General features: G+C 50.9%; 14 protein-coding genes. 7 read left to right on the top strand and 7 right to left on the bottom strand.

The window, feature by feature from the left end; translation table 11 throughout:
* Positions 1-7 precede the first annotated feature (7 nt).
* From thiH to thiE, 3 genes are all read left to right on the top strand, one after another.
* A complete protein-coding gene (thiH, locus tag QMG16_RS07475) occupies positions 8-1123 on the top strand; it encodes a 2-iminoacetate synthase ThiH (protein ID WP_281793350.1) in 1116 nt (371 codons plus the stop codon).
* 141 nt (positions 1124-1264) lie between these two features.
* Positions 1265-1525 (top strand): sulfur carrier protein ThiS, encoded by a 261-nt coding sequence (gene thiS, locus QMG16_RS07470; RefSeq protein ID WP_281793349.1) that lies wholly within the window; start codon positions 1265-1267, stop codon positions 1523-1525.
* Positions 1526-2176 (top strand): thiamine phosphate synthase, encoded by a 651-nt coding sequence (gene thiE / locus QMG16_RS07465; protein ID WP_281793348.1) that lies wholly within the window; start codon positions 1526-1528, stop codon positions 2174-2176.
* A gap of 67 nt (positions 2177-2243) precedes the next feature.
* Here thiE and QMG16_RS07460 read toward each other — a convergent pair whose 3' ends face one another.
* From QMG16_RS07460 to QMG16_RS07450, 3 genes are read right to left on the bottom strand one after another with little or no spacing between them, the layout of a single operon-like run.
* On the bottom strand, positions 2244-3038 hold the full coding sequence (locus QMG16_RS07460) for an energy-coupling factor transporter transmembrane component T family protein (protein ID WP_281793347.1): 795 nt from the start codon (positions 3036-3038) through the stop codon (positions 2244-2246).
* Positions 3023-3769, bottom strand: coding sequence for an energy-coupling factor ABC transporter ATP-binding protein (locus tag QMG16_RS07455; RefSeq protein ID WP_281793346.1), 747 nt, complete (start codon positions 3767-3769; stop codon positions 3023-3025). The genes QMG16_RS07460 and QMG16_RS07455 overlap by 16 nt, the downstream gene beginning before the upstream one ends.
* The gene (locus QMG16_RS07450; protein ID WP_281793345.1) at positions 3766-4314 is read right to left on the bottom strand and encodes a biotin transporter BioY; all 549 of its coding nucleotides are present in this window, start codon (positions 4312-4314) and stop codon (positions 3766-3768) included. The genes QMG16_RS07455 and QMG16_RS07450 overlap by 4 nt, the downstream gene beginning before the upstream one ends.
* Before the next feature lie 302 nt (positions 4315-4616).
* Between QMG16_RS07450 and QMG16_RS07445 the strand changes: the two genes are divergently transcribed.
* Positions 4617-5027 carry an SNARE domain-containing protein gene (locus tag QMG16_RS07445; protein ID WP_281793344.1) on the top strand — a complete coding sequence of 137 codons (411 nt, stop codon included), beginning with the start codon at positions 4617-4619 and terminating at the stop codon, positions 5025-5027.
* A gap of 132 nt (positions 5028-5159) precedes the next feature.
* Here the strand turns inward: QMG16_RS07445 and QMG16_RS07440 are convergent, their stop codons facing one another.
* On the bottom strand, positions 5160-6899 hold the full coding sequence (locus QMG16_RS07440; RefSeq protein WP_281793343.1) for an FG-GAP-like repeat-containing protein: 1740 nt from the start codon (positions 6897-6899) through the stop codon (positions 5160-5162).
* Positions 6900-7404: 505 nt separating this feature from the next.
* On the opposite strand from QMG16_RS07440, the gene QMG16_RS07435 reads away from it, so the two are divergent.
* Both QMG16_RS07435 and QMG16_RS07430 read left to right on the top strand, forming a co-directional pair.
* A complete protein-coding gene (locus QMG16_RS07435) occupies positions 7405-7548 on the top strand; it encodes a hypothetical protein (protein WP_281793342.1) in 144 nt (47 codons plus the stop codon).
* An 87-nt stretch (positions 7549-7635) separates the two neighbouring features.
* Entirely contained in the window at positions 7636-9021 is a 1386-nt protein-coding gene (locus QMG16_RS07430; RefSeq protein ID WP_281793341.1) for an alginate export family protein, read from the top strand.
* Between the two features lie 168 nt (positions 9022-9189).
* Here the strand turns inward: QMG16_RS07430 and QMG16_RS07425 are convergent, their stop codons facing one another.
* Positions 9190-10491, bottom strand: a complete 1302-nt coding sequence (locus QMG16_RS07425) for an IS4 family transposase (protein ID WP_281793340.1) — start codon at positions 10489-10491, stop codon at positions 9190-9192.
* A 582-nt stretch (positions 10492-11073) separates the two neighbouring features.
* On the opposite strand from QMG16_RS07425, the gene QMG16_RS07420 reads away from it, so the two are divergent.
* On the top strand, positions 11074-12084 hold the full coding sequence (locus tag QMG16_RS07420) for a hypothetical protein (RefSeq protein ID WP_281793339.1): 1011 nt from the start codon (positions 11074-11076) through the stop codon (positions 12082-12084).
* A gap of 96 nt (positions 12085-12180) precedes the next feature.
* Here QMG16_RS07420 and meaB read toward each other — a convergent pair whose 3' ends face one another.
* Both meaB and QMG16_RS07410 read right to left on the bottom strand, forming a co-directional pair.
* The gene (gene meaB, locus QMG16_RS07415; RefSeq protein ID WP_281793338.1) at positions 12181-13137 is read right to left on the bottom strand and encodes a methylmalonyl Co-A mutase-associated GTPase MeaB; all 957 of its coding nucleotides are present in this window, start codon (positions 13135-13137) and stop codon (positions 12181-12183) included.
* 133 nt (positions 13138-13270) lie between these two features.
* On the bottom strand, positions 13271-13690 hold the full coding sequence (locus QMG16_RS07410; RefSeq protein ID WP_281793337.1) for a cobalamin B12-binding domain-containing protein: 420 nt from the start codon (positions 13688-13690) through the stop codon (positions 13271-13273).
* Positions 13691-13760: the final 70 nt, after the last annotated feature.

Here is a 13760-nt window from a genome sequence, read left to right as displayed (position 1 = left end):
AACGGCCATGAGCTTTTATGATGAAATAAAAGAGTATGAGTGGGATACCATTCAAAAATCGATTCAGAACAGCACCCGGGAAGATGTGGAAAGGTCCCTTGCGGCCCGGACTCTGGGGCTTGAAGATCTGATCCACCTGCTTTCCCCTGCTGCGGAGTCCTTTCTGGAAGAGATCGCTCAGCGGTCTCACCGCCTGACGGAACAGAGGTTCGGAAAGGTGATCCACCTTTTCGCTCCTTTGTATGTGTCCAACTTCTGCACCAATCGCTGCGTTTACTGTGGGTTCAATGCCGGAAATTCCATTGAGCGCCTGGCTCTCACGGTGGATGAGGCGGTAGAGGAAGCCAGAGTGATCCGTGATCTGGGATTTCGCAATATTCTTCTCGTCTCCGGGGAAGCGCCTCAGATCGTACCCACCGAGTATTTCTCTCAGCTGGTGCAGCGGCTGAGGCCTTTGTTCCCATCTATTTCCATCGAAATATATCCCATGCCCACGGAGGACTACCAGGCCCTCATCGAAAGTGGAGTGGACGGCCTGGTTGTTTTTCAGGAGACCTACAATGAGAAGCTCTACGGCACATTTCATCCCTCCGGGAAGAAGAGCAATTACAGGTGGCGCCTGGAGACTCCGGACCGGGGAGGCGAGGCTGGTTTTCGGCGTATCGGGTTGGGCGCCCTTCTTGGATTGACCGACTGGCGCACGGAGACTTTTTTCCTGGCCCTGCATGGACGGTATCTCCTACGTCGATTCTGGAAATCACACGTCAGCATCTCCTTTCCGCGTCTTCGGCCGGCCGCCGGCGCCTTTGAACCCTCCTATCCCGTTTCCGATCTGGAAATGGTGCAAATGCTCACCGTCCTGCGCCTCTTCCTGCCCGATGCCGGCCTGGTTCTCTCCACCCGGGAAACGGCATTTTTCAGAGACAATCTGATTCCGCTGGGAGTTACGAGCATGAGTGCCGGTTCGCGCACGGAACCGGGTGGATATACACGTGCGGAGCAGGCGGAAGCGCAATTCAAAATCTCAGATGAGCGCCCGCCCGAGGTAGTGGTCGAGGTCATTCGGCAGAAGGGCTATGATCCCGTCTGGAAAGACTGGGATGCGGCTTTTCTGTCGTCTTGAAAAAAGGCGGCTGAATTTCATGGCTTAAAACCTGTCCGATAAACCTTCCTCGGCAGTGGACACCTTCTTTCCATTTCCCCCCTCGAGGGGGGGACTAAGGGGGTGTTTCGAAGTCCATAGAAGGTTTTCGAACAGGTTCTTATGAAAATATCCAAACAGGTCCTGAGAAAACACAAAGAGAAGGGAGAAGTGATCCATACGATGGAAATCTCTGTGAACGGAGAAAAGAAAAACTATCCGGGACCGATGACTGTCGCTGAACTGCTGTGCGAACTGGGGGTCAATCCTCGTGCGGTTGCTGTGGAAAGGAACCTCAACATCGTGGCCCGGGATGACTTTGATAAAGAAATCGTCGGAGAAGGAGACTCCATTGAAGTGATCAGAATGGTGGGAGGGGGCTGAGTGAATCTAAAAGAAAGAAAGGCCATGTTTGAGCAGGTGGACGTTTATCCCGTAACCTGTGAACGACTGTCGGCAGGCAGGTCGAATATTGCGGTGCTGGAAGGCGTGATTGCTGGGGGGGCTCGAATCATCCAGTTGAGAGAAAAGGAATATTCGGCCCGCGACCTCTATCAACTGGCTGTCAAGTTTCGGGAAATGACGCTGGAAGCCGGTCTTCTGCTCATTATCAACAACCATGTGGATATTGCCCTGGCGGTGGATGCGGACGGGGTCCACCTGGGGCAGGACGATCTGCCGCTGCCTGCAGCGAGAAAAATTGCTCCCGAACTCATTATCGGCGCATCGACTCATTCCGTTCAGGAGGCGCAACGGGCTGAACGGGAGGGGGCGGACTATATCAACATCGGCCCTGTCTTCCCGACGAAAACCAAGGAAGGGGTCGATTATTTCCTGGGGCCGGATGCCATTGCCGAAATCAGCTCGAAAGTGGAGGTTCCCTTCACCGTCATGGGGGGGATCAAGGCTTCCAATATGGAACAGGTGCTTCAAAAGGGGGCTCGCCGCATAGCGATGGTTACTGAAATCACGTTGGCGGATGACATTGCGGCTACCGTGAAATCCCTGAGAGAAAAGATTCGGAGTTATTGCTGAGAGCATATTTCAAAACCTCCCTTGCCCTTTTGAGAAGAAGATCGGAGTAGGGGGGCTGGATAGGGGCTTAGATCAGGGTCTTCACCATTTTCATAACATGTTCGGCAATTCCCTGTGAGCAGAGCAGGACTCCGAGAAGCAGCAGGAACAGGGCCATCAGATGCCCCTTGGGGATCCCGGGCAGGTGGACGGGAAGATCTTCCCTGTACCCTCGAGCAGCCAGGGCCAGGGCCAGTTCATCGGCGCGGATGAGGGAACGGCGAAAAAGAGGCAGGACAAAATACTTGGCGCGAAGGATGGGATTTTTCCTCTGATTGGAAAGTCGTGATCTGCCCGCCATGCCGACCTCTTCTGCCTGGTCCAGTATGAGGGGCAGAAAGCGCAAGGTGAGAGTCATCATGAATGCGATGCGCCTAGCCGGCACAAAGGGAAAAGGGTTCAGGAACCAGACGATGGCATCCTGGAGGTCTTTGGGCCGGGTGACGAAGGTGAAGACCGTTGCATAGCAGAGAATGAGAAGCAGCCTCCAGCAGGTGAGCACGGCCAGGTGCAATCCCTTGCTGCTCAGGGGTAGCCAGGAAAAGAGTGGAGGTTCGCTTCCTGGATAGAAAAAAGCCTGCAGGAGGAAAATGATTCCCAGGAAAAAAAGCCAGCCTGTGAGCTCCTTCAGAAGGGCGCGCCAGGGGAGCCCGCCGATCGTCAAAGCAACTGCAAAGAGCGCGGAAAAGAGGGTCAGCGCCAGGGTTCCCATATGAAGGAATCCGATGGTCAGGACCAGAAGGCCCAGGAATTTGCACCGGGCATCCCAACGGTGCAGGAGAGACCGGCCGGGAAAATAATGGAATGCTAATCGGCCAGCCAAGAAACCGCTCGCTTTCCCAGCAGGCTGAAACAGGGGGGACGCACCTTATAGGCGCTGAGTTGTGGAATGATGTCATCTGGGGGGCCGAGGGCTTTCAATTCCCCTTTATAGACGATGGCTATGCGATCCACATGGGCGATGACTTTTTCCACGTCATGAGTGGTCATAACGATGGTATGCCCTTCCTTGTGAAGTTGTACGATTTGTTGTAACACCTGCCGGGTGCCGCTGTAGTCCAGGTTGGCAAAGGGTTCGTCAAAAACGAGGATGTGCGGCTGCATGGCCAGGACTCCCGCGATGGCCACACGCCTTTTTTCGCCTCCTGAAAGAAGATGGCAAGGCTTTTCGGCAACGTGCTCCAGTCCAACCATTTCAAGGGCTGCGGCTACGCGCTGGTTCACCTCCGCTGGAGAGAGCCCCAGGTTTTCAGGACCGAATGCCACATCTTCCTTGACTGTTTCACCCACTATCTGGCTGTCCGCATCCTGAAAAACCATTCCCACCCGCTTGATGACCTCTTTGGGGGATTGTGCGACATGGAATCCGTCCACGTCAACGCTTCCCGAGAAGGGCTTGAGGAGACCGTTCAAATGACGGATGAGAGTCGTCTTGCCGCTGCCGTTGGGGCCGCAGATGAGCAAAAATTCGCCGTCGGGAATGGAGAGACTGATTCCCTTCAGGGCGGCTGTTCCGTCGGGGTAACGGTATTGCAGGTCTTGAATGCGGATCATGCGGAAACGGCTTCCAGTTGGCGATGGAGCACGGGACGAATGGCGCGAGCCAGAATAACGGCCAGAGCGGCTTTGAGGGCGTCTCCCATGAGAAAGGGGAGCATCCCTGCAACCACCGCCTTGTTCCAGCTCATGTCGGTTACGGCTTTGAGCCAGGGGACTCCACAGACATAGACCAGAAGAGAACCTGCGATGACAGCCAGAATGTCATAAGAGGTCCGGCCGGATGCCTTTTCTGAAATCCAGCCCGTGACAAAGGCGCAGAGGGCAAAACCGATGAGATAGCCGCCCGTTGGACCGATAAAATGGGCGACTCCCCCTTTCCCTCCTGTAAAAACCGGCATACCGACGGCTCCCACCAGAAGATAGATCCCGATGCTCGTAAATCCCCACCGGCCTCCCAGAAGAAGGCCTGCCAGCAGAACAAAAAGGTTTTGAAGAACGATGGGAACGGGACCGATGGGAATGGGAATGTAGGCCCCGACGGCGGTCAGAGCTGCAAGAAGTGAAGCGTAGACGATCCATTGTAATTGTTTTACAGGCATAAACAGGTCCTTCACGTTTGAATGGGAGTTTTTCCAACGTCCTATGTCGATTCCACTACAACTGTTAACCTTATGGATTTCTGGAGGTTAACCAAACAAAAGATCAGTGTCAAGAACGAAGGTGGAACAATCTTCCATGGCGATATCGAATGAGGCAAATCATTTTCCACTCGATGATTTTCTGGCATTTCCGCTCATAAGATTATATGATACACACATTTAGTCTGCCTGCTTCAAGCATGTGAACATCGTTCGATTGGTGAACCGCATCCACATTTGTCCTTAAAAAAGGAGGAGAAGGTATGAAGCGGAAAGCAATGTATCGTTTGATGGCTACCCGCAGGGAAATGCTCTATGTGCATGATGTGTTTGATCATGCGATGATGCTGGTAGAGACGGAGGGGGAACCCATCGAATATCAAGTGGGGGTGGCAGGTGAATTTGTTTCGCGGCGCAGTGTGACTTTCCATGACCGCATCCGCGGCACCGGAAAGGTGAGCGGCTATACTATCACGAACTTCCGTGAGGGGGCCATTTGCAGTTCTTTTGAAGGGCATCGGGACGGGACGACCAAGCTCACTACGGGAACCTGGAAGATCTATAAAGGAATGGGCAAGTTGGCCACCATTACGGGAAGCGGCACCTTCACCGTGAAGCAGGGAGAGAAGGAACGCGAGTATATTATGGATATAGATGGAGATTACGAACTCTAGAGGGCTGTTTAAAACTCCTCTGTTTGGAAACCGAACTTGCTTCGATTCCCCCCCCTCGAGGGGGGGAATTTGACTTTCAATTGAGCAATTTTATGCATAACCTGACGCCAATCCCCCCATGGGGGGAGGATGCTACTGCTTGGCGGGATTTTGCGGTGAGACGTTCAGGTCGTAGCTGAACAAAGTACTCTTGGATTCCCATAATTTCAGGAAGTCTTTGGCCAGAACCAGGCTGCCGACAAGTTCGGTGTTTCCGTCATGATTCATGTCCGCTATTCTGATGGCGGTCACCATTCCGCTGATATCCCTTGTTTTCCAGTTTTCCACCAATCCCAATTGGTCCCACGACAAAGAAACGATCTCGCTTTTATCGAAGTACTTCATGGAATTGGGAAGAAATTTGGCAAGTATGTCCCGACTCCGGTTCACGACGATTTCCGGAATGCCGTCTTTGTTGAGATCGGTAATCAGGATAGGTGAAGGGATGGCATACACATCGACGGAATTGTAACGGCGGTCTTCCACTTTTGCTTCAAAGTAGTTGGTGGTTGCGCCAAAGAGCCGGTCTCCCTTCCAGATCTGATCTCCCGAGGAATTGAGAATGAGCATTTCGTTGGAACTGTCGATCAGAATGGTTTCATCAGAATGGTCACCATTGATATCTGCACGCGCAAAATTGAATACGTTGCAGCGGCTTGGAAGATTGGCAGGAACCAGGGCCGCCAGATCACCGGCTCTCATCTGCATTTCATAGATATCACCCCTGAAAGGACCCTCGGTGACACTTCCCTTTGCCTGGCCCAGCAATACCTTGCCGCGCTTGGGCAGTTCCACACCATTCAGAAAATAGGGAGCATTCTTGAAGGAGGGTTGTAACTTTCCATCGATAAAAGTGAATCCGAAGGAAGCGAGTTCTTCTTTGGAATCGGCCCCATAGATATTTTCGGATCCGCCGGGACGGGTCTTGATGAATTTCCTGAGGTTGGTGACATAGATTTCGTCTTTTCCATCACGGTCGGTGTCCACCAGGGAAACCCACAGGAACCGGTCCACATTATCTCCGTTGAACCTGGCGATGGTCTTCATGCCCTGTGCCTGCCTGCGGTAGACGGTAAGCTCATTGGCCGTGACGGTAACGACTTCGACTACCCCATCGCCATCAAGATCCCCGATATCCATGCCTACTATGCCACCTTTAAAGGTCTGGCTCCTCCAGATGCCGGATTGCCGGAGGGAACTTTCAGGGGTAACCTCGATAAAATTCGGGTTCAAATAGGAAATCTTGTCACCGCTTTGCATGGTTCCTGGCACTAAGAGTTCCGGGTTCCGATTGGCCATGGATTCCTCCGTATCAGCCTCGGAAGCCTGGGGGGATTCCGTCGTTCTCGAGAAGACCTTCTGGTTGATCTGTTGGGCAAACTGGTTGATCTGGGGAACGACATCGTCAAGGGTTCTTGTCTGCGCGTAGAGAGGCAATGGTTCGCCTGTGCCGGAAACGGGCGCCATTTTTGCGTCTATGCTGACCGATTGGCCCACAGCGGTGATACTGCCGAAAAGGACGTAGTCCGCTTTCAAACTGCTGCCGATTTTTACAGCTTCACCCAGTGAGAGGTCTGCCTTGGAACCGTGAAGCGCCTGGGTTGTGGCTGCGCGGTCCACAACCTGGACTTTTCCCTGCCAGGCAAGTCGTGAGGCCAACATGTCCCGGATGCCATCCTGGAGGTAAGCCAGGTCACTGGGGGCGTGCATACTGAAAGGCAAAATAGCCACCTTGACCGGGGATTGCGAATCCTCGGCAGCACCCGCACCGGATGCGCCTGACAGCAATAGAGCCAAGATTATCCATTTGCAGAAAAATTTCCTATGCAACATCAATACATCTCCTTTAACTTTTAACTTTTAGCTTTTTAATCATGTTGAGCGAAATACCGGCTACCTGAACAAAACTTTTCTAACATTCTTACACCGTCATACCGGCGAAAGCCGGTATCCAGAGAATTTGCCATGTGGCTGGATTCCGGCTGAAAGCATGCCGGAATGATGTGATCAGTAGCTACCAAGAATGTTAGTTAACCCCGATCACTTACTTAGAACCTATCCAGAAACCACCTGTGGACTTTGCGACACCCCCCTTGAGGGGGGAATTTTCAGACAGCATCCTAAGGTTGCAAAAATCCAAACCATGGATTTTCCAACCGTTGAACTCAGGGAGCATACTAAATTCAACAGCCTTTTGGAATGGCAAAAATGGGAACTGCGGGGAGGAGGAAAATGGAATCCGGCTGTGCGAATATGGTTCAAACTGAGCAAGGACTCTTGAACGAGGGTAGAAGTGTTCTTTTCTAAGAATTTTCAAGTGCTAAAAAGCATGAGCTTTATGGAAAAAGAAGTCAAAAATATTCCTTTCTTTTATCTTGACATCCCGTTTGTTTTTGCTGTACATGGTGATGAAAATAGTAAAGGGGCGAGTTGTAAACTTTGTATGTCTTTAGACAAGATCAAAGAAAGGAGGGCAGGATAGCAGGTCTCGCGTTTGGCAATTAGAACCAATTACAAGTAGTTGGGAAAGAGCGAAGAGATAATTTCAGCTTTTTGAGGAGGAAATGAGATGAAAAAACATCTAATGATGCTCGTTGCATTGCTGGTGGCTCTGACCATCGCAATTCCGGCTTTCGCTGCTGTGGAGTTCAAATACGGCGGGCAGTACCGCACCCGTTGGATCTCCCAGGACAATTTCGATGGAACCGATGATGCCGCTGATAACAAGAACTTCATCGATCAGCGCTTGAGAATGTATTTCTACTTTGTTGCCAGCGAAAATCTGCGCGTGGTCACCAAGTTTGAAATTGGTGACTCCACCTGGGGTCAAGATACGAGCAGGATCGGACCGGGTACCGGCGGTGGAGTAGGTGCGGACGCTGTCAATGTTGAAACCAAGAATGCATACGTCGAGTTTGGAATCCCCACCACTCCCGTTAAGGCGTTGGTAGGTATCCAGGGCATTGCCCTTCTGAACTCCTGGATCGTCGATGACGATTTTTCCGCAGCGGTTCTCAAGGCAAACTTCGATCCCCTCATGGTTTCTCTGGGCTACATCGCAGCTCAAAATAATGATGTTACCTCCGAAAACGAGAACATCGACTCGGTATACCTGAGCTTGGATTATGCCGGTGCACAGGTTGGCCCCGGTGTTCTGAGCGGTTCATTGGTCGGCTTTTATCAGTATGGCCATAACACCGCCGTCAGTGCGGACCTTGGCACTTTGGCCACTCCCGTTAACTACTTTTCCAATGATCTTCTCCCCGATCCCTTCATCGATTCCAATGGCCTTTTTGACCTTGGCGTCAACGTTGCCTACAAGATGGATTGGATGAGCGCTTATGTGAGCTTCGTGAAGAACCTGGGTTCCGTTGATCTGATCAACGATGATTCCGTCGACTATACCGGCTGGATGATCGACGGTGGCGCCAGCTTCTTCTGCGGTCCCTGGACTGTCAACGTCGGCGGTTTCTACACCAGCGGTCAGGATCCTACGGACGACAGCAGCGACATCGATTTCTTCACCTATCCTCTGTCAACCAGCAAGTACTTCTCTGAAATCATCGGTGGCGGTATCTTCGATAGATTCTCCGTTGGTCACACCGATGAATTTGGCAACATCGACAATCAGTGGGCTGGTTACGGCACGCCGTCCAACCTCTGGACCGCCACCATTGGCGCTGCATGGCAGGCTCTCGAGAAGACCAAGCTGTCCGCTTCTTACTGGTACTTCGGGACCGCTGAAGATGTCGTTTCCGGCTACACCAGAGGAGGCCGTGAGCTCTATGACGATACGATCGGGCATGAATTCGATATGTACCTGACCCAGGGTATCGTTGATGGTCTGACTCTGGATCTGGTCGGCGCCTACCTGATTACCGAAGATGGTTATACTGCAGCAGCAAGCAAAGACGACGTTTACGAAGTCGGTGCACGCCTGCAATGGAATTTCTAATCGAACCTTTGATTAGATGCTGAGTTTTTAGCCCGGGCAGCGAAGCTGTCCGGGCTTTTTTGTCTTAGAGGATGTCTGAAAATTCCCCCTTGAGGGGGGGGTAGGGGGGTGTCAAGATTTCGCGAACCAGAAAAACACCCCCCTTGGCCCCCCTCAAGGGGATTGGCGTCAGGTTAAGAAATTAGAGAGTTTTTCATGGTAGTTTTTCCTTTCATGACGTGATTCATAGGCACAATGCCTGAGTAGCTGTTCAAGGAAAAGATTTGGCATCTGAGATGAGTGGAATAAAAGGATAAGAGCCCAGATATGTTCTTGGATAAACTGAGCAAATTTCAAAAGACTGAGATGTTTGCCCTCAGTGGCATAAGCATATGCGCTGAATTCTGCAAAGAAAGACTGAAAGAGAGTGATGAAGACAAGCCTTGAGTAGACAAGAAGCTCGATATAGCTCTTGCTCCCCTTCTGGGGCAAAGAGTTGAGGTGGAAGTGACTCTTCCATGCTTTAAAGAGAATCTCTATTCTCCAACGGATGCCATAGATTCTGCATGCAGTCAGGCTATCCCAGATATCCTCCCCAACATTGCTGAGGAATATATCCCATCCAAGGAGTTCGAGTTGCTCTTTCGTAGGATTGGACCTTCTGTCCTTCTTGAGGAGCTTTCTTCGCCTTATCTGGGCAATGTTTGCAGGCACAGGGGAGGCTACGAGTCTAACCGGCAGTCTCTCCGTAGCTCCTGCTACAATCATGGTATCCACAATAGGATGTTTTTTGAGAAGTTTAAGGAGATCGAGTCTTTCTCCATCTTCTGTATAATAATTAACATTATGCTGATAGGGAGTAAGGAAGTAGATTCCTTGACGGGTAAATAATCTAAATATGTTGAGAACGAAATAGCCAAGATCTCGGATGACAAGATCCCCTGGCCTGGCAAAGTTAAGAATATCGGCAGAGGCTTTCTGATCGTTTCTTCTAAAACCACTTAACCCAAAATGAAGGCAAGTCTGCGAGAGCAAATCATGGATGACTTGAATTTTCATGATTGCTTGCACCTTTCCCGTCTGATTACCTGAGCCGGGGAAGAAACGAACCAGACTCTCGGGCAGGTTAATGGTAGTGCTGTCCTGGAGGAGAACCCTCTTGAAACGACTGAATGCCCCTTTGGCTGTGAGAGGTTCCAGGCTGGATGCTCTAAACATGAGTGACATGAGCACTGAGCGCACAAAAGCAACACATTTGGGGGTTATCCTCTCCCAGAGGGATTGCTTTGAGATGCAAGAGCCTGCAACAAACCCCAGAATTGTGGCAAATACTTCAAGACTGACTGTGCTGTAGAGAGTCATAAGGCAGAGAGCCTTTATGAAATCGAATGGATTAAACTTTCTGATGCGCTTCATGAAGCCAGTTTCTTTGGCTTTGAGCAAAAGAGTTGCGTCATCGAGTTTAATGTCCATGTTTTCAACAGGAATCAATTGGCTGTCCTTCATTTGTTTTTCCTCCTTCTGAAGACCTCATTTAACTGATGGACACATTTAAATGTAAGTCTTCAGAATGGAAGGAAAACATTCTTAACCTGACGCCAATCCCCTCAAGGGGGGAATCGAAGCAGGTTCGGCTCCCAAGCAGAGGAATTTTCAGACAGCCTCTCATAGGCTTTAATTACCACCCCGCACCTGATCGGAAGTTTCTTGACTCAAAAACGCCGCCGTGGAAGGCGGCGCTACCGATCGGTTTGAACGCACCCTCCTGCATCGTTCCAAAAAGGCCACACTCAATTCTTTTTTTCACACAGAAACATTGCTCTCACTTTCCCTCGATTCAACCGTCGGCCATCCAGTAAGGTGGTCGTGAGGAATTGGTTTTCAAAAAAGCATATGTTATTTTTTATAGAGGGTTGAAGAATCGATAGAAAAACCTACACCCCCCTGCCCCCCTCGAGGGGGGAATTTTTTGGATAAAGTCCCCCTTTGAAGGGGGATCAAGGGGGATGTTGGAAATGCCAATATCATGAGAGACATCCAAAATGAGAATTGCTGAACAAGAGGAGGGTTGTCTTGTATTTAAGACTCGTGCGTGAAGGAAGCGGGTACCGTTATATATTGCGTGAAACTTATAGAGACAATGAATGTTGGAAGTTTCGCGATTTAATGGATTTGGGAAAAGATCCTGCCGAATATATCGAGTATCCCGGGGGGTGTGGTTTTTATTTCAAACCAGAGATCGAGGAGACTCTCCAGGAAAAAGGGGTAGATTACACATCCGAAGACCTTGAAAAGGCCTTTTTCCCATTCCTTGATCCCTACGTCCGGCAGATCCTGGAAAAATTCAGCAACCATCGAAGCATTCATAGTCCCTGGAAATCCTTTTCCAACGACGAACTATACGCACATCAACAAGACCTGCATTCATTTGACAGGCGCAGGATGCACTTTTTGAGGGTAGGTCGCGTGGATATTGGGGACCTCGAGGGAAGGCCATGGAAGTTCCTAAACATCCTGCTGGAAAAGAGCAGGGACGAAATCGAGCACACGATCGAGGAAATGGAAAAAATGCTGCGTCCTCACGAGGTGCGCCTTTACATTTACACCGCACTGCATCTTCAGTCGTATTTTCCTGCGCATCTTCTCAGGAATCATCCCATCGGACTCGACCCGGAAAGGGTGGATTCGTATTTCCTTGAGGAACTCTGCCGGTTGAATGCAGACCACCGCTTTTTCAAAGGAATGGACGTTCCGGAAGACGGTTCCCTGCATCCCTTTCTGGTGCGCTACGCCGTCATGTATTTCGATCATGAATTTTCCGGCGGTTCACTGGACAACTACATCAAGGAATTCTTTCGAAGAAGGGAATTCCATCATCGGAACAAGGTGACCAGGTCTATTCCTACGGTGGAAGCCTGCAAGGTATTCGGAATATCCGTTGAAACATTCAAGAGCATGACCCGGAAGGAGTTGATTCAGCTTTACCGTCAATGCGCCAAAAAAGCTCATCCTGACAAAGGAGGAGATCATGAAACCTTCGTCAGGATGACCGATGCATATGAGTGTCTTCTTGCCAAGAAGTAGGGGAAATCATTCAATAAACCATCAGCCATCAGCCATGAGCCATGAACCATGAGCCATCAGCCATCAGCCATGAGCCATCAGCAGCGAAGCACATGCCTACTTGAGTTCTTCTTGAAGCACCTCATGTACAAGGGAATAGGGGTCGGCTTCTTTGTCTTTCACTTTTTGGACCAGGCTTTCCAGTGACACACCTCGAGATTCGATACGCTGCAGGATTACCTTGAGAGCTTCATCGCGCAGGATTTCTATGAGCTGGTTCCGCGCCCGTTTTTGGAGAACAATGTCCAACTGGCCTTTGTCGTTTGCGAGGAGATATTCCCGGTGCTTTTCAATGGCTTGATACAGTTCCTCTATACCGCGCCCCTTGACCGCTTCCGTTTCCACAATCAGAGGTTCCCATCCGGAATCTTCTTTACGGCGCAGGCCGAGTTCAATGATATTGCGTAGTTCTCGTATTGTCTTGCGGGATCCCTCCCGGTCTGCCTTGTTTACCACGAAAATACTTCCGATTTCCATGATGCCCGCTTTTATCGCCTGTACCTCATCTCCCATGCCGGGGATCGTCACGAGAATCGTGGTATGGGCGCTGTTGGCGATCTCCACCTCGTCCTGGCCTACGCCGACGGTTTCCACGAGAATGATGTCCTTTCCCATGGCGTCGAGCACATTGATCATATCGTTGGTGGACCGGGTGAGACCTCCGAAGTGTCCGCGAGTTGCCAGGCTGCGGATGAAGACGCCGGGATCCAGGAAATGTCGTTGCATACGGATGCGATCCCCGAGTATCGCTCCTCCGGTGAAGGGGCTGGTGGGATCGACAGCGAGTATGCCGACAGTGAGGTTTTCCTTCCTGAAACGCATGGCGAGCTGGTCCACGAGGGTGCTTTTTCCGACACCCGGAGAACCGGTAAGACCGATGATGTATGCCTTTCCCGTGTGAGGGTAAAGGTCCTTGAGAATCGAGCGTGCCGACGACGCCTGATCATCGATATCCCGAAGCAGACGCGCTGTTGCCCGGACGTCTCCGGCTATAATTTGTTCAATAATACTCATGGATTGTGCCTTCTTTTCCTGACATTTGAGCTGAAGTTCAGAACGGCAGGGAAACTTTTTATGCATGGCGGGCAAAAGCGGAGCCTTGCCCACCATGGTGTTTAAACAGACAGGAGACCAGTGCTCGTTTACATTACGCCTGCAATGCCTGGCGCGGCTGCACGTTGGTCTTCACCCAGTTGGTTATATCTTCCAGCCTCGCTCCGGGTTCAAAAATTTCTTTTATGCCGACAGCCTTCAACTTCGGGATATCTTCAATGGGAAAAATTCCTCCCCCAATGACCGTGATGTCTTCCGCATTGTTTTCCTTGAGCAATTCCATAACGCGTGGAAAGGAATAAGTATGGGCGCCGGATAGAATGCTGAGACCTATGATGTCCACATCCTCCTGAAGGGCGGTGTGGACAATCTGTTCGGGGGTCTGATGGCATCCCGTGTACACGACTTCAAATCCTGCATCACGAAAAGCCCTCGCTATGATACGAGCTCCACGGTCATGGCCGTCAAGTCCCGGCTTGGCGATCAATATACGCAGTTTCCTGTCTCCGCTCATGGAAATGTTCCTCCTTAGAACCTTATCTGGAAACCACCTGTGGACTTTGCGACACCCCCCTTGGTCCCCC

Source organism: Desulforhabdus amnigena (assembly GCF_027925305.1).
Lineage (GTDB): Bacteria > Desulfobacterota > Syntrophobacteria > Syntrophobacterales > Syntrophobacteraceae > Desulforhabdus > Desulforhabdus amnigena.
The sequence above is the reverse complement of the archived record's forward strand: the minus strand, read 5'-3'. Positions and strand labels throughout refer to the sequence as shown.

Excerpts from the sequence above, each read along its gene's own strand:
- thiS (WP_281793349.1), top strand. The coding sequence starts at position 1,265 with ATGAAAATATCCAAACAGGTCCTGAGAAAACACAAAGAGAAGGGAGAA.
- meaB (WP_281793338.1), bottom strand. The coding sequence starts at position 13,137 with ATGAGTATTATTGAACAAATTATAGCCGGAGACGTCCGGGCAACAGCG.
- QMG16_RS07445 (WP_281793344.1), top strand. The coding sequence starts at position 4,617 with ATGAAGCGGAAAGCAATGTATCGTTTGATGGCTACCCGCAGGGAAATG.
- QMG16_RS07430 (WP_281793341.1), top strand. The coding sequence starts at position 7,636 with ATGAAAAAACATCTAATGATGCTCGTTGCATTGCTGGTGGCTCTGACC.
- QMG16_RS07455 (WP_281793346.1), bottom strand. The coding sequence starts at position 3,769 with ATGATCCGCATTCAAGACCTGCAATACCGTTACCCCGACGGAACAGCC.
- QMG16_RS07410 (WP_281793337.1), bottom strand. The coding sequence starts at position 13,690 with ATGAGCGGAGACAGGAAACTGCGTATATTGATCGCCAAGCCGGGACTT.
- QMG16_RS07435 (WP_281793342.1), top strand. The coding sequence starts at position 7,405 with ATGGAAAAAGAAGTCAAAAATATTCCTTTCTTTTATCTTGACATCCCG.
- QMG16_RS07440 (WP_281793343.1), bottom strand. The coding sequence starts at position 6,899 with ATGTTGCATAGGAAATTTTTCTGCAAATGGATAATCTTGGCTCTATTG.
- thiH (WP_281793350.1), top strand. The coding sequence starts at position 8 with ATGAGCTTTTATGATGAAATAAAAGAGTATGAGTGGGATACCATTCAA.
- QMG16_RS07450 (WP_281793345.1), bottom strand. The coding sequence starts at position 4,314 with ATGCCTGTAAAACAATTACAATGGATCGTCTACGCTTCACTTCTTGCA.